This window comes from Paenibacillus sp. Y930 (assembly GCF_056786375.1).
Window position 1 is genome coordinate 16,921 of record NZ_JBXCIX010000007.1, and the last position, 20,635, is coordinate 37,555.

The window sequence follows — 20,635 nt, forward strand, 5'->3', positions numbered from 1 at the left end:
CCCAGTTCTAATACTTTCAGAGTTATTGCATGCCCTTATGTTATAGATGGTGCTATTGATTCAGCTTTATTCATACTACTCTGTCGTTGTAGCTTCGTTCTACTTAACCAAGTGAACAGAGATGGTTCCATATATTTGGCTAAATATTTGGCTTGTTCATCTGGTGCCAAAATAATACCAAGTTGATGATGTTCATCGGCATAGCGCGTCCGATGAGCAAACTTCAAATCTCTATTGTGGTTAAGTAACGCTAATTTACAAAAGGCAGGGTTAATAGACATAGCATCATACAGTTGTTCCAAGGAATTTACATCCTGCCCATTCGCCTTAACAATAATATCGCCTATTTCAATATTCATCTGCTGGGCAGGGGAATCTTTCACGACAGCTAATACTTTCAAGCCATTGTCATCCTGAGCGTACAAAGGAGCTTGCTTCGATTCCTGCGAGCGATTATACCAACTTAATAATTCTGTAGCTAGCACGGTTAGTATTGCAGCTACCCATATAAGGGCATTGAACCACCATGCTCCAACAGCTAATAGTAATAAGATAATAGAAACTACTAAGCCTTGTCGAGACACTCGCTGTGCAAGCTGCTTGGGCGTCATCACTTTCGTTAATTGGGTTACCCCAATCATTAGTGGACAGGCAAGCAATAACCACGCTTCGCCCGACATAGCCATAAAAAATGGTTGTCCATACGCCGTATTAAATAAAAACGCTCCAGATTGTTCTGCTGATACTGGCATAAATAATAGTAATGGGACAGGCCAGTAGCCTTGCAAAACATAACCACCAATGACTTTACCGCGTTTGCCTGACATATAGACAGGACTGACCATATATTTATGTTGAATACGTACTAATATACTTTGTGCTACTCCAAGTAATGCGCTTATAACAAGTACACTGATGACGTTAATATCGAGCAACGTTTCATAGATGAATGCTATATCCTTCTGTAAAGAAAGCGGACCTATAGCTGAAGCAATAAGATGAAGTATGACCACAATTCCTGCGCTGTATGATATTGTCAAAAAGCGAACTTTGAACATCATCAGTATAATCATGGTAGACCATAGCCAATAAACGGTTGAGACAGTTAATGTAAAGCCCAATACTGCAGCAATAATAGAAACAATGATTGCAGCAATGATCCCACCTAATATCATAAAAAACATGGGAAGCTTCCATTCCTTCAATTTCACTGAAAACATCGAACGTTCCATACGTACACGATACAAGAACATCGCAAGTAATAATAAAACTGAAATATAAAAAAACGGTTGTATCAATAAGGAAACCAGGGCTTTCCCTAATACTTGAAGCCAAAGTTCTATATCGCCCACCGCTCATACACCCCTTCGAATGTTCATAGTAACAAAATAAGAAAAAGGCTAGCCTCTCACGGAAGAGAAACCAACCTTTAAATAATTCGACGAAAATCAGCTATTTCCTGCCTACATGATCTAATGCTTTTTGAAGCTGTACATCATGCTGAGCATCACGGATATATTCAATCACCTTTGTTTCTAGCTTTGTTGCCGTTTCACTGTCAACGATGCCTGTATCCAGAAGTTGTTGCTCTTTCTGGAACACTTCAACAGCCGCTTTCGTTTGCTCGCTGAAATAACCATCGGTGCGATCAACTTTGTAGCCTAACGCTTCTAGCATCACTTGCAAACTGCGAACCTGTTCGCTCCATTGGTCAGCTTTCAAATCATCGGTTAAGTTCAACCGAGCGACACTGTACACAGCTTGAGGTTCAACGACAATGTCTGGAGTGACTCCCTTTTGATTAATCCAATTCCCTTTAGGAGTCAGCCACTTGGCTATCGTTAACTTAATTAATCCTCCGTCGGATAGTGCTTCATTAAAGCTAACCTGAACTGTACCTTTTCCATAGGTTTGCTGTCCTAAAACCGTTGCGCCCGCCGCTTCTTGTAGCGCACCTGCTAATATCTCAGAGGCACTAGCACTACCGCCATTCGTTAACACAACAATTGGATAGTCCTTCTGCTTGCCACCTTGAGCATAAGTTTTCTCCTTCTTACCAGCACGGTCTTCCACTTGAACGACAACGTTGCCTTCTTTCATCATTAGCTGCGCAATTTCCACTACACCTTGTAGCACACCGCCAGGATTGTTACGAACATCGATAACTAATCCTTTCAACCCTTTTTGTTCTAGTGCAGTTAATTCTACAGCAAAGCGTTCTGCCGTGTGCATGGAGAACTGTGTAATTTCAATGGTACCAATACCTTGTTTATCGATCGTAGAATATACCGTTTCAATATCAATATCATCACGGATAAGTACAACAGTTATTGGCTCTGAATTACCTGTCCGAAGCACTTCTAGCTTAGCTTTACTTCCTTTTTCGCCACGAATTAGATTAACCGCTTCTTGTAATGTCAAGCCAGCAAGACTATCGCCATTAACAGAGATAATAATATCTTTCGCTAATAAACCACCACGCTCAGCAGGAGAACCTTTGATCGGTGACACTACGACCGTTTGACCATTCTCACTACTTACCTCTGCCCCGATTCCTGAGAAAGAACCTTCAATAGATTGTGAGAACTGACTCGCTATACTTTTTTCCATGTATACGGAGTAAGGATCATCCAAAGCATTCATAATGCCTGATATTGCGCCATTAACAAGCTCATCACGTTCTATGTCTGACACATATTTTGTTTCTACTAACTTAATCACCGTATTAATTCGTTCTAGCTCATCAGCTGTTAATTGACTCTTTGCATCAGTAGCAGCTGATACGTAAGATGTAGAAGCAACTACTGGATTTCCATCCAACTTGTCCGTAACGATCATCGTGACGAATACTGAAGCTACAATCGTCATCACAACGAATGCAAAAACTGTACGTCCCTTAAATTGCATCAACTTACACCACCTATCCTAGTTTGCTTAAGCTCGTCTACTATAGTATATGACATTTGTTGTGAAATTATTTACTTTAGAGAGGTTGTTCCAAAAATAGAACTTGAACTTAGAATAGCAATAGGCTATCTATTTTGCAATAGAGAGCCCATTGAAGATGATTATATATTATTTTAAGTAACTTGATGGATTAACTGGAACCTCATTTTTACGTACTTCGAAATGTAAATGCGGTCCTGTAGAGTTTCCGGTACTACCAACTAGCGCAATCTTATCGCCACGTTTGACAGAGTCCCCTGCACTTACAAGCAGTCCGCCATTTTTGATATGACCGTACAATGTCCAAATACCGTTACCGTGGTCAATAATGATACAGTTACCATATCCGCTCCAATATTTAGATATAAGAACAATTCCATCCTCAGCTGCATAAATAGATGTTCCTGATGCTGCAGCAAAGTCTATTCCGTTATGTGCTTTCTTCACTCCTGTAATCGGATGAATACGAACACCGAAGTTAGATGAAAGGCGATATCCCTCTGCAATTGGAATACCAAGTTTCCCGCCACTATATGGATTAGAAATACGTTTCTTCTCGGCATTCAGTTTTGAAATTTCCGAAGCTAATCCGACAAGCAATTGTTCTTGCTCTTCACTAATGACCTCTAATTCTTCAATATGCTCCTCTAACTGATTAGCCTGCGCGTTATAAGCAGCAACTAGTGTTTCCTTTTCAGCTTCCTTCTGAATGAGAGAAGCTTGCTCTGCTTCTAGCTTTGCATACAATGTTTGAAGCTCATCTAGCTGCTCTTCAACTTCTATCTTTTTCTGTTCAACTAATTCTTGATCAACCCTATACTGATCCAATGCTTCGCGATCTGATTGTAAAATGATTTGCAACGCATCGAAACGATCCAAGAAATCTGTAAAGCTTGTTGAGCTTAATAGCACATCAAGATAAGATACTGCACCATTGGAGTACATAAGTCTAGTGCGCTTCTGCAGCAATTCATCACGTTTTTCTACTTGGGCAATTGCAGCATCAAGCTCCTGGCCCGTCACATAGACTTCTTCTTCTTTATCACTTTTTTCTTGCTCTGTTTTATGTTTATCCTGTGCAACTTTTTCGATTTCGGACATTAGGTTTTGAAGTTCTAATTCAAGGTTTACAACTTTATTCGAAATCGTAGCTTTTTCTTCCTCAGCCTGCTGTGCTTCAACAGCAGCCGCAGCTGCTATTTTCTCAGCCGCTCTAATTTGCTCATTGGCAGCCTTAATATCTTGCTCAATTTTAGAAAGCTTTGAAGCACTACTGCTACTAGAACCGACACCAACAATGATCGTTGCCAGTAAAGCAAATGAAGTTAGATATAATACCATTCTTTTCATTACAGCACTCACCTACACTTTCAAATACTTACGTACCGACATGACACTACCCCAAATACCAATAAGTGAGCCTAGCGTTATCATTATCGTCGCAGTTAAAGTAATTACCTGTTCCAGTGGCAATAATTGGATCAACATAAGAGAAAGATCATACTGGAAAATATGAATAACTTGATCATAACCAATTAATATGATTACCGTTGTTACGATTGAACTTATAATACCAATTAATGCACCTTCAATAAAGAAAGGCCATCTAATAAATGCATTGGTCGCACCTACTAGCTTCATAATGCCAATTTCTCTTTTTCTTGCTACAATTGTCATTTTGATAGTATTAGAAATAAGCAACATTGCTGTCACAGCTAATGCTATAACGATGGCAAAACCAGCATTACGAATAGCATTCGTAATTTTGAATAACATTTCCACCGTCTCATTACCATACTTCACTTCTTTTATTGGCTTAGGATCAATTTTGCTATTAATGATATCGATTTGCTGCGCTACAGAATCTACTAGCTTTGTATTAAATAATTCTATCGTAAAGGAGATTGGCAGCGGATTGTTTTCATTATCATAGCCTTCTAGCCAATCGCTATTGTCTTCCCCCATTTTATCTCGCAAAAATGTAAGTCCATCTTCCTTGGATACATATGTAAGCTTGCTAACTTCGCTAATATTTCCAATTTTATTTTGCACATCTGTAATAATTTCATCAGTTGCATCCGTTTCAAAGTATACGCGAATCTGTACCTGGCTCTCCATTTGAGAAGCCATATAGTTCATGTTCAAAGCTAATAAAATAAATACACCTAATATAAATAAAGAAATAAAAATAGAACTAATAGACGCGAAAGACATCCAGCCATTACGAATAATGCTTTTGAATCCTTCACGGATATGTCGAGCCATTGTACTAAATTTCATAACCGTACTCCCCTCTTTGCTCATCACGTACAATACTGCCATTTTCAATAGCAATGACGCGTTTTCGCATAGAGTTCACAATATCTTTATTGTGAGTTGCCATAACAATTGTCGTACCACGGAAATTAATTTCTTCGAGCAAATTCATAATATCTAGTGATGTATCTGGATCTAAGTTTCCTGTGGGCTCATCTGCTATAATAACCGACGGATTATTCACTATTGCCCGGGCAATCGACACCCTTTGCTGTTCTCCTCCCGACAGTTGAGACGGAAAGTTTTTATACTTATGCTTCAATCCGACAAGTTCTAACACTTCCATCGTACGTTTCTTAATCACTTTACGCGGTGCTTCAATGGCTTCCATCGCAAAGGCAATATTTTCGAATACCGTTAGCTTGGGAAGCAATCTAAAGTCTTGAAAAATAACCCCAATATTACGACGCACATACGGAATTTTACGTTGCTTTAACTTACCAATATTAAAGCCATTTACAAAAATCTCGCCTGTTGTAGGGATTTCTTCGCGATATATCAGCTTCATAAATGTAGATTTACCCGCTCCTGATGGACCAACCAAATAGACAAATTCATTGCGATCTATTTTTACGGATACGCTATCGAGCGCTATAGTGCCATCGGCATACGTTTTTCTTATCTTTTCCATTTCAATCACGTTATCACATCCTGTAGAAAGTTCAATATTACAAATTCGACAGTTTACAGCTAATTCCTTCAATGTATCGCTATTATGAGTCAATTTTCACTTTTCTCATTTTTCAATAACGTTGTATGCTGTCGGATGCTGCCATAATAGTTTAGCTGCTTTACTATATTCTCTCATCATATTCTCCAGCATAAATGGACACGATGCTTGACTGAAGATAATGCTACATATAAAAAAACGCCTCTCTAAAGCAAGATGTGCAGCAGCACATCTTGCTTTAGAGAGGCGAAATAGCCATATTTCACAGCCGATATGCATTACGACTGTCATTCACTGATTTATCGCAAGCAGCAAATGATTGCAAGAAATTATTGGCTACGCTCCATATATTCAGCAACCCACACAGATGTCGTTGACATCGCTTCTTCAGCACGGCCGATGGCAGCTTCAACCTGTGGCTTAGCTGTTCCGCCATATACATTACGTGCATTAACAACCTGTTCAGGCTGAAGCACTTCATATATACGTTCGTCGAACAAATCTGAGAATCGGATAAATTCTTCCATACTAAGATCAAGCAAATATTTATTGTTTTCGATACAATATAATACGGTTTTACCGATAACTTCATGTGCTTGACGGAATGGTAGACCTTTATTAACTAAGAAGTCAGCAATATCCGTAGCATTAGAAAAGTCTTGATTAACCGCTTGACGCATACGAGCTTTATTAACTGTCATCGTCGCGATCATCGGTGTAAACAATTGAAGTGCGCCCTGCATCGTTGTTACCGTATCAAACATACCTTCTTTATCCTCTTGCATATCTTTGTTATACGCTAGCGGTAAAGATTTCAATACAGTTAGCAAGCCCATCAAATTACCGTAGACACGTCCTGTTTTACCACGAACAAGTTCTGGTACGTCAGGATTTTTCTTCTGCGGCATAATACTGCTGCCTGTGCAGAAAGCATCATCAAGCTCGACAAAGTTAAATTCTGTGCTAGACCACAAAATTAATTCTTCACTTAGACGGGATAAATGCATCATAATGATTGATGCATCTGCTAGAAACTCAAGAATAAAGTCGCGATCGCTTACTGCATCAAGACTATTCTCATATACACGATCAAAATTCAATTGACTAGCCACGAAATGACGATCAATCGGGAATGTCGTACCTGCAAGTGCACCAGCGCCAAGCGGAAGGACATTAATACGTTTGTAGCTATCTTGTAGACGCTCAATATCGCGACCGAACATCGATACATAAGCCATCATATGATGTGCAAATAGAATCGGTTGCGCACGCTGCAAATGCGTATAGCCTGGCACGATTGTATCAATATTGGCTTTAGCTTGTCCGATCAATGCTTCTTGTAGCTTGCGAAGCAGTTCAACGAACTCTACGACACGTTTACGAAGCCATAGATGCATATCTGTAGCCACTTGGTCATTACGACTACGACCCGTATGCAGCTTACCACCAACAGCGCCAACGTCATCAATTAATGCTTTTTCAATATTCATATGAATATCTTCATCACCAATAGTAAACTGTTGCTCACCATTTTTAATACGTTCTAATACTCGTAATAGACCCGCTTTGATCGTATCAACATCTTCTTGCGGCACGATGTTTTGCTTACCAAGCATCGTTATATGCGCTAAACTACCTTGAATATCCTCTTCAGCAAGCGCCTTATCAAATGTAATAGACGCTGTATATTCTTCAACTAATTGATCCGTTTTTTTCGTGAAACGGCCACCCCAAAGCTTACTCACTTCTTCAGCACTCCCTACTTATTCTGAGTTACGCCAGCAGAAACTTTCAAACGCAATGCATTCAAATTGATAAATCCAGTTGCATCACCTTGATCATATGCTTGTGATGGATCAGCTTCCATTGTAGCAATATCAGGATTGTATAAGCTTACTGGGCTTTGTACGCCAGCGCCGATTACATTACCTTTATACAATTTCAGACGAACGACACCAGATACATTTTTCTGAGACTCTGTTACTAGTGCTTGCAATGCAAGACGTTCAGGAGCGAACCAGAAACCATTGTATACTAGCTCACTATATTTTGAGATCAGAGAGTCACGCAGATGCATAACTTCACGATCCATTGTTAATGATTCCATTTTACGATGTGCTACAAATAGAATTGTTCCACCTGGTGTCTCATATACGCCTCGACTCTTCATGCCTACGAAGCGGTTTTCGACCATATCAACACGACCGATACCATGTTTGCCACCCAGCTCATTCAATTTCTCCATAATAAGAAGTGGAGACATTGCTTCACCATTAATAGCCGTACAGTTACCTTGCTCGAATGATAGTTCAACGTATTCAGCTTGGTCTGGAGCGCGCTCAGGAGACACACTTAGTACATACATTGGTTCATTCTCCTCGGAGCTTGGATCGAACCAAGGATCTTCCAACACACCGCTCTCAAAGCTAATATGTAGCAAGTTACGGTCTGTAGAATAAGGTTTTGCCGCAGATGCTGATACAGGAATATCATGTTTCTCTGCAAAAGCGATCATCTCAGCACGGCCTGGGAAATCGTTACGGAATTGCTCAGAACGCCAAGGAGCAATAATTTCGATTTCTGGTGCTAATGCAGCTACGCCTAGTTCAAAACGAACTTGGTCGTTACCTTTACCTGTTGCGCCGTGAGCAATATACTTCGCGCCTTCAGCACGAGCGATTTCTACCATACGTTTTGCTATTAGCGGACGTGCAATAGAAGTACCTAGTAAGTATTGACCTTCATACATTGTTCCAGCTTGGAACATTGGGAAGATGAAATCTTGGGCAAATTCTTCAGTAAGATCATCGATGTATACTTTAGAAGCGCCTGTTTTCAAAGCTTTTTCTTCTAATCCATCTAATTCTTCCTTTTGACCGATATCCGCAGTAAATGCGATGATTTCCGCGTCATATGTTTCTTTAAGCCATTTCAAGATGATTGAAGTATCCAAACCACCTGAGTAAGCCAATACAATTTTATCTTTAGCCATGTTATTGATTCCCTTCATCGTTCATTTATTAGGACATGATTGCAGCCATAATCGCCTTTTGAGCATGTAGACGATTTTCAGCCTGATCAAAAATAATAGAGTGTTCGCCATCAATTACGCTCTCTGTTACTTCCTCACCGCGATGTGCCGGTAGGCAGTGCATGAACTTAAATTCTGGCTTAGCAAATTGAACAAGATTATCATCGATCTGATAATTAGCAAATGCAAGTTCACGTTCTTTTTGCTCTTGTTCCTGGCCCATACTCGCCCATACATCAGTATACACGAAGTCTGCGCCTTCCATTGCTTCTTTGGGATCATGACAAACAATAATTTTTGCGCCTGTATCTTCTGCGACAGCCATCGTTTGTGCAACAATATCTGCATCTGGTTCATAGCCTTCTGGTGTTGCGATTGACATATGAACACCTAGCTTGGCAGCACCCATCATTAGAGAGTGTACCATATTGTTACCATCACCGATATATGCAAGTTTCACATTTTCAAACGTACCTTTTTGCTCATAAATCGTTTGGAAGTCTGCAAGTGCTTGGCAAGGGTGCGATAGGTCGGTCAAGCCGTTAATAACAGGAATCGTTGCGCCACGAGCTAACTCAACTACTTTACGATGCTCGAATGTACGGATCATAATTCCATCTAAGTAGCGAGATAATGTTTGAGCGGTATCGAGAATCGTCTCGCCGCGACCGATCTGTAGATCATTGCCGCTTAAGAACAGACCTTGACCACCTAGTTGATAAATACCCACTTCAAAAGAAACACGCGTACGCGTAGAAGATTTTTCAAAAATCAAACCTATCGTTTTTCCTTGCAACACTTTATGTTCAATGCCAGCTTTTTGTTTTTGCTTCAAATCAATAGCTAGATCGATCAAATACATAATTTCTTCCTGTGAAAAATCAACCATCATTAGAAAATCGCGGCCCTTCATACTTTGCGCGATTTCTTCCTTTGTTCTTACTAACATATATTCAAACCTCCTACAAACTTTTCGTTAACTTCCTGATGTAACTTCCTATAAATGAAAAGTTACATCGAGAGCATTATAACTTGAACTTTAGCTCGAATAGAACGGTTGTAGTGCCTTTTTGCTTTATTAAGTTGGTGAATGACCTAAGTAGTAACCGTTTTTCACTCTTTGGCCATACAATAACTTTTTCTAGCGTTTACTAATCAGCTTTACCAGTATTTGTACCGCCTGATCTATCTCCGCTGTTGTAACCAGCAAATTCGGAAGTAGACGAATGACGTTCGGTCCTGCTGAAATGACAAGCAAGCCTTCGCTTTGTGCTTCCGTAACTAGACTAGCTATCGACTCCTTACATTCAATCCCTACAATTAAGCCTAAGCCACGCACTTCATTGACGAAAGAACAAGCACTTAGCTGCTCACGCAGCTGTTCCATTAAGTATTGACCTTGTTTGGCTGCATGCTCAACTGCCTTCTCTTCAACGATCGTTTCAATTGTTGCTTTCACTGCAGCTGTTGCAATAGGTGTGCCGCCGAATGTAGAGCCATGACTACCAGCTGTGAAGCCTTCTCTTAATGCTTCCTTCGCTACCATAGCACCAACAGGGAAGCCACTACCTAGACCTTTAGCAAGTGTGAAAATATCAGGCTCAATGCCAAAATGCTCATACGCGAACATTTTACCCGTTCTGCCCATACCCGTCTGAATCTCATCTACAATTAACAAAATACCTTCTGCCTTACACAGCTCAGCAACTTGTTTGATATATGTTGGATCAACCAGGAGGATACCGCCCTCAGCTTGCACCATTTCTAGCATCACTGCCGCTGTTTTATCACTGATAGTCGCCTTCAACGAATCAAAATCATTAAGTTCAATATGAGTAAAGCCACCAGGTAGTGGTAAAAAGCCTTCCTTCACCTTATCCTGTCCCGTTGCTGTTAATGTTGCCAGCGTTCGCCCGTGGAACGATTGCTTGAACGTAATAATTTCAAAGCGCCCATTGCATGCGACAAGCTGCTGATAACGACGAGCTAACTTAATCGCCGCTTCATTCGCCTCAGCGCCTGAATTACAGAAGAATACAGCATCACCACAGCTATTGTCTGTAATTAGCTTAGCCGCCTCTGCTTGGTTAGGAATGTGGAACAAATTTGAAATATGCCATAGCTGATCTAGTTGCGCTACCAATGCTTCCTTCACACGCTGTGGTACATGACCCAAATTAGTTACAGCAATACCACTCATGAAATCTAAATATTTATTGCCTTCACTGTCCCATAGCCAGCTGCCTTCGCCCTTCACAATCGTTTGTGGAAATCTTGCATAGGTCGGAAATAAAGATTCACCCGCTACCTCTACCGTACTTTGACTCATATTCAACACTCCTAAAAATTTTTATTAACTACATGGAATACTTCGCTGCTATAAAAAGTAGCATCGAAAGCATCCCCTATTGCTTAATAACGGTCCCTACTCCACCAACGGTAACCGCCTGAGTAAGTACGCCTTCAATTTGTCCACTTACGATAACAACTTCCTGTACTTTACCTTGAATACATTGAATTGCCGCACGCACTTTAGGAATCATACCACCATAAATTTCACCAGTAGCAATCATTTCTTCTATTTCTGCTACCGTTGCAGACGGAAGTGTAACCTTCTGTCCATCAACGGTTTTCATAATACCAGGCACATCAGTAACAACGATCATTCGTTCTACCCCTAGATGGGAAGCAACTGCTCCTGCTACCGTATCTGCATTAATGTTGTAGCGTTGACCACTTCGATCAATACCAATTGGAGCAATAACAGGAATATAGCCCATAGCCATCACGCCCTCGATAAGAGCAGCATTAACTTCGCTTACATCACCAACAAATCCAACTTCGGCGCTATTGGCAACAGGTTTCGCTTGAATTAGCATACCATCCACACCAGAAAGTCCTAATGTTCTTGCACCGTTCATTTCCATCTTACGTACAATTTCTTTGTTGATACGACCTGCAAGCACCATCTCAACGACATCAAGCACTTCATCACTTGTTTTGCGCAATCCTTGGACAAACTCCGTCTCAATCCCTAGCTTTTCAAGCGTTTCAGAAATTGCTGGGCCGCCGCCATGAACAATAACAGGTGCTACTCCAGAAGCTTGTAGTTCACGCAATTCTTCGAAAAAACTGTTTGGTAGAGCCGCTAACGTACTACCACCGCATTTCATTACAAAACGTTGCTTAGTCATCCGATTAGCCTCCAACACTATTATGTGCGGTAAGCAGCATTAATACGTACATAATCGTACGTTAAGTCACAACCCCATGCTACTGCTGTACCGTTATCCATATTCAAATTAATAGAGATCACCACAGTGTCTCCTTTAAGATATTGCAGGGCAGCATCCTCATCGAATGCTACCGGACGTGATTGTTCTAATGTAACGATAGAACCAAGTGCAATATCTACTGTCGCAGGATCAACGGGCTGACCTGCACGACCTACCGCTGCAATAATACGTCCCCAGTTCGCATCTGCGCCAAATACGGCAGATTTCACTAAAGAGGAACCAATGACTGTTTTCGCAATCGCTTGTGCTGCAAAATCATTCACAGCGCCTTCGACGCGAACTTCAACTAGCTTTGTAGCCCCTTCACCATCGCGTGCAATAGCTTTCGCTAGTACAACACATACATGCGTAAGTGCTGCCTTGAACGCTGCCCATGCAGGGTGAGCTTCCGTAAGTTCATCATGCGCTGCAAGACCACTTGCCATTGCAACTAACATATCATTCGTAGATGTATCGCCATCAACCGTAATCATATTGAAGCTCAAATCAGTAGCCGCACCTAACAATTGATGTAGCGCTGCTGCACTAATATTCGCATCTGTCGTTACAAAACCAAGCATCGTTGCCATATTCGGATGAATCATACCAGATCCTTTGGCTGCTCCCGCGATTTTCACTAGCTTGCCATCAATTTCAAGCTCGACGCAAATCGTTTTCTTCACAAGATCAGTTGTAAGAATAGCTTGGCTGAAATCTTCTGCGCCTTTTTCACTTTTCTCTAGTAGCGCTGGAAGCTGCTCAATGCCAGAAAGCACTTTATCCATTTTCAATAGCTCACCGATAACACCAGTAGAAGCTACCGCAACTTGATCTGCTTCTACACCAATTTGCTGGGCAAAACGATTTCGCATCGCATAAGCATCTGCTTCGCCTTGATCCCCCGTACACGCATTAGCGTTGCCGCTGTTCACGATCATCGCACGAAGTGTACCTTTACTAGCAATACTTTCACGCGTTACTTTAATAGGTGCTGCTTGAAATACATTCGTTGTATACACTGCCGCTGCCGTTGCTGGAACTTCACAAACAATAGCACCTAGATCATGACGATTAGTTTTTTTCAAACCACAGTGTAGGCCACCTGCTACAAAACCTTGTGGCGATGTTACCGAGCCTTCTTGAACAATTGTAAATAAAGCTGCTTGCTGATCTTCTGCCATCTCGCTCTAATCCTCCTAAATTAGGGATACACAGGGACGAATTGTAAGCCTAATTGCTCATCCCACCCCATCATTAAATTCATATTTTGAATCGCTTGACCTGCCGCACCTTTAACCAAGTTATCGATAACAGATATAATCGTTAAGCGGTTCGTACGTCTATCAATAGAGAAGCCAATATCGCAATAGTTAGATCCCCATACTTCTTTCGTTGCTGGCCAGTTACCTTCCGGACGAATACGTACGAATGGACGACCTTCATAATATTGTTCATATAGATCGACAAGATCTTGCTCTGTAACATCACTTTTCAACTTCGCATACATCGTTGTCATAATACCACGAGTCATCGGTACAAGATGCGTCGTAAATGTAACCGTCACAAGCTCATCCGCGATTTGACTAAGTACCATCTCAACCTCTGGAATATGCTGATGTTTATTTACTTTATAAGCTTTAAAGTTCTCATTCTGTTCTGCATAATGATTAGTTAAGGACGTACCACGACCAGCACCAGAGACACCTGTTTTGGCATCAATGATAATAGTAGAATGATCAATTAAGTTTGCTTGTAGCGCTGGAATAAGACCTAATAATGTTGCAGTTGGGAAACAGCCTGGATTCGAGATAAACGGCGCATCTTTAACTTGTTCGCCATATATTTCACAAAGTCCAAATACTGCCTGATCAAGATGCTCTTGCTCTGCTGCAGGCTTCTGATACCACTGCTCGTATACAGCCCGATCTTTCAGACGGAAATCTCCGGATAGATCAATTACTTTCAAACCTGCCTCCAAATATTGCGGAGCTAGCTTGGAAGCTACTCCAGCTGGTGTTGCCAAAAATACAATATCAGCCTTTTGCTTAACTAGCTCCGGGTTAACATCATCAAGCAATTCTTCACGAATACCTTGCAAATGAGGATATCCTTCCGTCACTTTCGTACCTGCACTGGACGAAGAAATGACAGATGTTACCTCAGCATTGGGATGAGATTGTAGTAGGCGCATTAATTCAACGCCCCCATATCCTGTAGAACCAACAATTGCAATACCTAGCTTCTTACTCATATTAACGCGTCCCTTCTAGTTCTTTTTTTTCGCCAAGAGGACTCCCTCTTCTTTAATGGCCGGAGTATTCATTTATGTAAGCCTCATCTATAAGGCTAGCTTATTTGTCCTATTACTTCATTTTACAATATATAGGTATGAAAGAGAATATGCATATTATTGTATTATTATACATCTATACTTATAAAAATACAATGTGCATTGATGAGTATAAACCGTGAATTTTATGCCCTTATTGATATGATTTGAACCCTTTACCAAGCACTTCACCAGTATTACTAATAATTATAAATGCTTTGGGATCAAGCTTAGCGACCGTTCTCTTCAGCTTCGACACTTCATTCTGAGAAACGACAACCATTAGTACATTACGGGGATTACCAGTATAACCACCAGTTCCTTCTAGCTTCGTTAAACCACGATCAAGATCATGCAATATCGCTTGTTCTAACGCTTCCGTTTGCTCGCTTATAATAAAAGCTACTTTAGAGAGCTGAAGTCCATTTTGTACAAAGTCGATACTCTTACTCGTTACAAATAATGAAATCAGAGCATAGAGGGATAGCTCAGGAGAAATGATAATAGCCGCTCCGATAATAACTGCCCCGTCAAAACAAACAACAGCCAGATTGTACGGAATCCCCGTTAATCGATGTAGCATTTGAGCAGCAAGATCTAACCCTCCTGTGGAACCTCCGCCTCGATAGACGATCGCAAGTCCAACTCCTACGCCAATACCACCATATATAGCGGCAAGTAATGGATTATTCGTCGGTATAGGGAAATGTGAGGTTAGCAGTACAAACAATGGGAACACAATCGAACCTAATATCGATTTTGCGCCGAATTTCTTGCCAATCAGCCAAATCGCAGCAATGAATAGTGGTATGTTCAATGACCATTGCGTAACTGCAGGCGGTATTTGTAGTTGTCTCTCGACAAGTATAGAAATACCAGATACACCTCCTGAAGCTATACCATGTGGTAGCAAAAACAAATTAAAGCTTAGCGCCAAGATGCAAGAGCCAATCAAAACTTGCACAATGTTCCAAGCGATTTGGATAGATGGTGATAGTGAATCTTTCGTTACACGTCTTAATCGTTGCTTCATAATATGTGGACCAACCTTTCTGATGTAAAAAAAGGAGAGTCTCTACACATTTGTGTAAAAACTCTCCACGCAAATAAACTTCTTACTTTTGACGAATTTGATTGCGTAAGTAGCCATCTACAAACATATCAATATCGCCGTCCATTACTGCATTAACATTCCCAGTTTCTACAGATGTACGATGATCTTTGACCATACTATAGGGATGGAATACATAGGAACGAATTTGGCTTCCCCAGGCGATTTCGGATTGCTCGCCGCGAATTTCTGCAAGCTCCTTCAGCTGTTCTTCAATTTTACGCTCATATAATTTGGAACGTAATGTTTTCATCGCACGATCACGGTTCGCAATTTGCGAGCGTTCCTGTTGACAAGCTACAATAATTCCAGAAGGAATATGCGTAATACGAACAGCTGATTCAACCTTATTGACATGCTGACCGCCCGCACCACTCGCACGATACGTATCAACCTTCAAATCATCAGAACGAATTTCTATTTCGATCGTATCGTCAATTTCTGGAACAACATCACAAGATGCAAATGACGTATGTCGACGACCAGCAGAATCGAATGGTGAGATTCGCACTAAGCGATGCACACCCTTCTCCGCCTTCAAATAACCGTAAGCATTAAATCCTTTAACCAGTATACTTACACTTTTAATACCAGCCTCATCACCTGGAAGATAGTCTAGCAGTTCAACTTTGAAACCACGTTTCTCAGCCCAACGAGTGTACATACGGTAAAGCATTAGCCCCCAGTCCTGTGACTCTGTGCCACCAGCACCTGGATGCAATTCAAGAATAGCGTTCAATCGATCATAAGGCTGGTTCAACAATAACTGTAGCTCATAGTCGGACAGCTTACTCTGCAAGGCAGCTAATCCTTTTGTAAGTTCAGCAACCATATCCTCATCTTCGTCTTCCTCAACAAGCTCCAATATCATCATTAACTCTTGATGACTCGTTTCAAAGCTATTGTAGTCGTCAACGACCGATTTGACAGCATTTAGCTCAGCGATTACGCCTTGAGCGCGCATATTGTCATCCCAGAAATCTGGCATGGACATCTTTTCCTCAAAGTTAGCAATAATATCATGCTTAATCTCTAAGTCAAAGAGACCCCCTAAGCGTCTGTAATCGATTAGCTATTTCGCGCAAATCTTGTTTTAATGTAATATCTAACATAGAAACACCTTCATCTCAAAATATCGTCTTATACGTATGATATTAATTCATACCATGACATTGCTTATATTTCTTACCACTACCACAAGGACAAATATCGTTACGACCTACACGATCATCGCGGCGGACTGGTTTTTTGACAGTATCTTCACCGCCACCATTTGTTGAAGACGTTTGACCTTTAACAACTTCTTGACGCTCAAGATTACTTTCTACGCGAGCCTTCATAATATACTTGGAAACTTCCTCTTGAATGCTTTCAACCATTCCATGGAACATCTCAAAGCCTTCGAATTGATACTCACGAAGTGGATCAGTACCGCCATATGCTCGTAAATGAATACCTTGACGCAATTGATCCATCGCATCAATATGATCCATCCATTTGGAATCAACTGCGCGAAGTACAACTACCTTTTCGAATTCGCGCATCGTCACTTCACCCAATTGCTCCTCACGCACATCATATGCTGCGGCAACTTTATTGTAGATAATATCAACAATATCTGATTTTTCCTTGCCCCAAATATCATCACGCGTTAGAACACCTTCATCAAGCAAGTTCGCTTGCACGAACTCAATAACGGATTGTAGATCCCAATCCTCTGGAATATCTTCTAAGCAATGAGCATCAACCGTACGTTCAATGACTGGTTTGATCATATTCATAACTTCTTCACGAATATTTTCAGATTCTAGAATGTCACGGCGTTGCTTGTAGATCACTTCACGCTGTTGGTTCATCACATCATCGTATTGCAGGACAACTTTACGAGTATCAAAGTTATTACCCTCTACACGTTTCTGTGCGGATTCAACCGCTTTTGAAATCATCCGACTTTCAATCGGCTGATCTTCATCAAGACCAAGACGATCCATCATCGTCATAATATTTTCAGCACCGAAACGACGCATCAACTCATCTTCAAGCGATAGATAGAATTGAGAAGAACCTGGATCACCTTGACGACCAGCACGACCACGCAGCTGATTGTCAATACGACGGCTCTCATGACGCTCTGTACCAATAATGTGTAGACCGCCAATATTAGGAACACTGTCACCTAGCAAAATATCGGTACCACGACCAGCCATATTCGTTGCAATCGTAACTGAACCTGGTTGTCCTGCGCGAGTAATGATTTCCGCTTCCTCAGCATGGAATTTCGCGTTCAATACTTTATGTTGTACACCGCGGCGCTTCAGCATTTCTGCAAGCACTTCGGAGTTTTCGATAGAAATCGTACCTACTAGTACAGGCTGATTCGTTTTGTGACGTTCAACAATTTCATCAACAACCGCTTTGAACTTACCTTTGATCGTTTTGTAGACAACATCGGGAAGATCTGTACGAATCATCGAACGGTTCGTTGGCACTTGAATAACGTCTAATCCATAGATTTTCAGGAATTCTTCTTCCTCTGTTTTCGCTGTACCTGTCATACCACCTAATTTACGATACATCCGGAAGTAGTTCTGGAACGTAATGGTAGCAAGCGTCATACTTTCGTTCTGAACCTTCAAGCCTTCTTTCGCTTCAATAGCTTGATGTAGACCTTCGCTATAGCGACGACCAGCCATTAGACGACCTGTAAATTCATCGACGATAACAACTTCTTCATTCTCAACAACGTAATCAACATCACGTCTCATAATATTGTTAGCTTTCAAAGCTTGTTGAATATGATGGTTGATCGTTACGTTCGCATGATCGAATAGGTTATCGATCCCGAAAGCACGTTCACCCTTCGTAACACCAGCTTCAGTAAGCATGACACTTCTTAATTTAACATCGATGGTGAAATCTTCTTCAGGTACCATACGAGTCACCAGTCGTTGTGCCAAATCATATAATTCTGTAGACTTCGCAGCTTGTCCGGAAATAATAAGCGGCGTACGCGCTTCATCGACTAGAATGGAATCCACCTCATCAATGATCGCGAAGAACAATGGACGTTGTACCATCTGTTCTTTGTACAACACCATATTATCACGCAAATAATCGAAACCAAACTCATTGTTCGTTCCGTAAGTAATATCACAAGCATAAGCTTCTTGCTTCTGAGCATGCGTCAGACCATGCAAGTTACAACCAACCGTTAAGCCAAGGAAATTATATAACTCTCCCATAAGAAGACTATCACGCTCAGCTAAATAACCATTGACCGTAATAACATGTACACCTTTACCAGCAAGAGCATTCAAATAAACAGGTAAAGTAGCAACTAAAGTTTTACCTTCACCTGTTTTCATCTCTGCGATTTTGCCTTCGTGAAGAACCATACCACCCAATAATTGGACGTCAAAATGGCGCATATTCAATACGCGTTTGGACGCTTCCCGTACTGTTGCAAAAGCCTCAGGTAATATAGCAGTTAGTTCCTCGCCTTTCGCAACTCTATCTTGGAATTCGCCGGTCTTCGCTTGAAGTTGTTCATCGGACAATGCCACATACTGCGGCTCCATCTCGTTTATTTGCTCAACGATCTTCGTTAATCGTTTTACTTCTTTCTCATTAAAATCTCCAAATATCTTTTTTACAAATCCGAGCATGACTTTCCCCTTCCGATTGTACGTCTTTATGTTAAAGATTGTAACAGTTTGTTGCTGTAATCGCAATGTATCCCCCTTTGGTGATAACCATTTAAAAGGGAATGCTAAAACAGGTATCTCAGTCGTTGCTACCTATGTAGCACGCCGAGATACCTGTATCATTTATTAAGAATGAATTCAAAAAGCCTGCTTTTGAACCTAAAGTTAAATTTAGCTTTGCTCTATTAATCCGTATTTCCCATCGTTACGCTTGTAAACAACGCTAACTGACTTACTGTCAGAATTAGAAAATACGAAGAATGTATGACCCAACATATTCATCTGAAGTATCGCTTCCTCTATGTCCATTGGCTTAAATGTAAAGCTCTTTGTACGGACAAGTTCGAAATCTTCCTCCTCATCCTCCAATGTAGATACTGAAGTAGAATTTTCACGGAAAAGTGCTTTTGATCCGCTAGCTTGACGGAATTTGCGATTCAATTTAGTTTTGTGTTTACGAATTTGACGCTCTAATTTGTCAATAACAAGATCTATAGAAGCGTACATATCTTCGCTTTGTTCTTCTGCTCGAAGGATTAATCCAGATGCTGGTATCGTAACCTCCACCGTATGTTGTCCCTTTGTAACAGAAAGTGTAACGTTTACTTCGGAGGTGATCGAAGGATCGAAATATTTCTCCAATCTGCTGAGTTTCTTCTCAGTGTAGTCCCTTAGTGCATCGGTAACTGGAACGCGTTGTCCTCGGATATTGTAGTTCATGTGGCACTCCTCCTTTAACATATTCTTATTATATCATATGCAATTACGTTTAGTAAAATAGATTTTTGTTTATTGTGAATATTCTGACAATATTATTGATTTCTAATTATAACATAATAAGTCATAGAAAAAGAGACTTCCACGTAGGAAGTCCCTTCTCACTTTTATAACTATAAAAAAGGGCTATGCAGCCGTATAATTACAGTTTGTTGACGTTAGCAGCTTGTGGACCACGAGCGCCATCAACGATATCGAATTCTACTTCTTGGCCTTCTTCAAGCGTTTTGAAGCCTTCTGTTTGAATAGCGGAGAAATGTACGAATACATCGCCACCTTGATCTGATTCGATGAAACCGTAACCTTTTTCTGCATTAAACCATTTAACTTTTCCTTGCATGTGCAAACATTCCCTTCGTATTCAAATACTGTCCAGGCTCATTAATGAGCCACAATTTGAATATACAATAGGTTGGTTTAAGTTGTCAATGGATTTTTGAAAACGGATACATAATTGGTGTGTAAGCACATTCTCC

17 protein-coding genes are annotated in these 20,635 nt (G+C 40.8%); all 17 read right to left on the bottom strand.

The window, feature by feature from the left end; genetic code table 11:
* Positions 1–35: 35 nt before the first annotated feature.
* Positions 36–1,352, bottom strand: coding sequence for a PDZ domain-containing protein (locus AC1TO5_RS17950; protein WP_482064214.1), 1,317 nt, complete (start codon positions 1,350–1,352; stop codon positions 36–38).
* A 100-nt stretch (positions 1,353–1,452) separates the two neighbouring features.
* Positions 1,453–2,907 carry a S41 family peptidase gene (locus AC1TO5_RS17955; RefSeq protein ID WP_482064326.1) on the bottom strand — a complete coding sequence of 485 codons (1,455 nt, stop codon included), beginning with the start codon at positions 2,905–2,907 and terminating at the stop codon, positions 1,453–1,455.
* A 168-nt stretch (positions 2,908–3,075) separates the two neighbouring features.
* Positions 3,076–4,296 carry a murein hydrolase activator EnvC family protein gene (locus AC1TO5_RS17960; protein WP_482064215.1) on the bottom strand — a complete coding sequence of 407 codons (1,221 nt, stop codon included), beginning with the start codon at positions 4,294–4,296 and terminating at the stop codon, positions 3,076–3,078.
* 12 nt (positions 4,297–4,308) lie between these two features.
* A complete protein-coding gene (gene ftsX / locus AC1TO5_RS17965; RefSeq protein WP_482064216.1) occupies positions 4,309–5,226 on the bottom strand; it encodes a permease-like cell division protein FtsX in 918 nt (305 codons plus the stop codon).
* Positions 5,216–5,902 carry a cell division ATP-binding protein FtsE gene (gene ftsE, locus AC1TO5_RS17970; RefSeq protein ID WP_482064217.1) on the bottom strand — a complete coding sequence of 229 codons (687 nt, stop codon included), beginning with the start codon at positions 5,900–5,902 and terminating at the stop codon, positions 5,216–5,218. Before ftsE ends, ftsX begins: the two co-directional genes overlap by 11 nt.
* 359 nt (positions 5,903–6,261) lie before the next feature.
* Positions 6,262–7,677, bottom strand: coding sequence for an argininosuccinate lyase (gene argH / locus AC1TO5_RS17975; protein WP_482064218.1), 1,416 nt, complete (start codon positions 7,675–7,677; stop codon positions 6,262–6,264).
* Between the two features lie 14 nt (positions 7,678–7,691).
* Entirely contained in the window at positions 7,692–8,924 is a 1,233-nt protein-coding gene (locus AC1TO5_RS17980; protein WP_482064219.1) for an argininosuccinate synthase, read from the bottom strand.
* 28 nt (positions 8,925–8,952) lie between these two features.
* Complete coding sequence (gene argF, locus AC1TO5_RS17985) at positions 8,953–9,912, bottom strand: ornithine carbamoyltransferase (RefSeq protein ID WP_482064220.1); 960 nt, start codon at positions 9,910–9,912, stop codon at positions 8,953–8,955.
* A 192-nt stretch (positions 9,913–10,104) separates the two neighbouring features.
* Entirely contained in the window at positions 10,105–11,292 is a 1,188-nt protein-coding gene (locus AC1TO5_RS17990; RefSeq protein WP_482064221.1) for an acetylornithine transaminase, read from the bottom strand.
* A gap of 76 nt (positions 11,293–11,368) precedes the next feature.
* On the bottom strand, positions 11,369–12,157 hold the full coding sequence (gene argB, locus AC1TO5_RS17995) for an acetylglutamate kinase (protein ID WP_482064222.1): 789 nt from the start codon (positions 12,155–12,157) through the stop codon (positions 11,369–11,371).
* A 20-nt stretch (positions 12,158–12,177) separates the two neighbouring features.
* Positions 12,178–13,419: a bifunctional ornithine acetyltransferase/N-acetylglutamate synthase gene (gene argJ, locus AC1TO5_RS18000; protein WP_482064223.1), complete on the bottom strand. Its 1,242-nt coding sequence runs from the start codon at positions 13,417–13,419 to the stop codon at positions 12,178–12,180.
* A 20-nt stretch (positions 13,420–13,439) separates the two neighbouring features.
* On the bottom strand, positions 13,440–14,489 hold the full coding sequence (gene argC / locus AC1TO5_RS18005) for an N-acetyl-gamma-glutamyl-phosphate reductase (protein WP_482064224.1): 1,050 nt from the start codon (positions 14,487–14,489) through the stop codon (positions 13,440–13,442).
* A 232-nt stretch (positions 14,490–14,721) separates the two neighbouring features.
* Positions 14,722–15,600, bottom strand: a complete 879-nt coding sequence (locus AC1TO5_RS18010; RefSeq protein ID WP_482064225.1) for a YitT family protein — start codon at positions 15,598–15,600, stop codon at positions 14,722–14,724.
* A gap of 82 nt (positions 15,601–15,682) precedes the next feature.
* Positions 15,683–16,790, bottom strand: a protein-coding gene (gene prfB / locus AC1TO5_RS18015; RefSeq protein WP_482064226.1) for a peptide chain release factor 2 whose coding sequence is annotated in 2 segments (ribosomal slippage) — positions 15,683–16,717 and positions 16,719–16,790 — 1,107 coding nt in all. Because the reading frame shifts where the segments join, the coding sequence is not laid out codon by codon here.
* 42 nt (positions 16,791–16,832) lie between these two features.
* Positions 16,833–19,343: a preprotein translocase subunit SecA gene (gene secA / locus AC1TO5_RS18020; protein ID WP_482064327.1), complete on the bottom strand. Its 2,511-nt coding sequence runs from the start codon at positions 19,341–19,343 to the stop codon at positions 16,833–16,835.
* A 210-nt stretch (positions 19,344–19,553) separates the two neighbouring features.
* Positions 19,554–20,102, bottom strand: coding sequence for a ribosome hibernation-promoting factor, HPF/YfiA family (gene hpf, locus AC1TO5_RS18025; protein WP_482064227.1), 549 nt, complete (start codon positions 20,100–20,102; stop codon positions 19,554–19,556).
* A gap of 199 nt (positions 20,103–20,301) precedes the next feature.
* Complete coding sequence (locus tag AC1TO5_RS18030) at positions 20,302–20,499, bottom strand: cold-shock protein (protein ID WP_482064228.1); 198 nt, start codon at positions 20,497–20,499, stop codon at positions 20,302–20,304.
* Positions 20,500–20,635 lie beyond the last annotated feature (136 nt).

Coding starts and splice junctions, on each gene's coding strand:
- AC1TO5_RS17955 (WP_482064326.1), bottom strand. CDS start 2,907: ATGCAATTTAAGGGACGTACAGTTTTTGCATTCGTTGTGATGACGATT.
- AC1TO5_RS17960 (WP_482064215.1), bottom strand. CDS start 4,296: ATGAAAAGAATGGTATTATATCTAACTTCATTTGCTTTACTGGCAACG.
- ftsX (WP_482064216.1), bottom strand. CDS start 5,226: ATGAAATTTAGTACAATGGCTCGACATATCCGTGAAGGATTCAAAAGC.
- AC1TO5_RS17980 (WP_482064219.1), bottom strand. CDS start 8,924: ATGGCTAAAGATAAAATTGTATTGGCTTACTCAGGTGGTTTGGATACT.
- argF (WP_482064220.1), bottom strand. CDS start 9,912: ATGTTAGTAAGAACAAAGGAAGAAATCGCGCAAAGTATGAAGGGCCGC.
- AC1TO5_RS17990 (WP_482064221.1), bottom strand. CDS start 11,292: ATGAGTCAAAGTACGGTAGAGGTAGCGGGTGAATCTTTATTTCCGACC.
- argB (WP_482064222.1), bottom strand. CDS start 12,157: ATGACTAAGCAACGTTTTGTAATGAAATGCGGTGGTAGTACGTTAGCG.
- argJ (WP_482064223.1), bottom strand. CDS start 13,419: ATGGCAGAAGATCAGCAAGCAGCTTTATTTACAATTGTTCAAGAAGGC.
- argC (WP_482064224.1), bottom strand. CDS start 14,489: ATGAGTAAGAAGCTAGGTATTGCAATTGTTGGTTCTACAGGATATGGG.
- AC1TO5_RS18010 (WP_482064225.1), bottom strand. CDS start 15,600: ATGAAGCAACGATTAAGACGTGTAACGAAAGATTCACTATCACCATCT.
- secA (WP_482064327.1), bottom strand. CDS start 19,343: ATGCTCGGATTTGTAAAAAAGATATTTGGAGATTTTAATGAGAAAGAA.
- hpf (WP_482064227.1), bottom strand. CDS start 20,102: ATGAACTACAATATCCGAGGACAACGCGTTCCAGTTACCGATGCACTA.
- AC1TO5_RS18030 (WP_482064228.1), bottom strand. CDS start 20,499: ATGCAAGGAAAAGTTAAATGGTTTAATGCAGAAAAAGGTTACGGTTTC.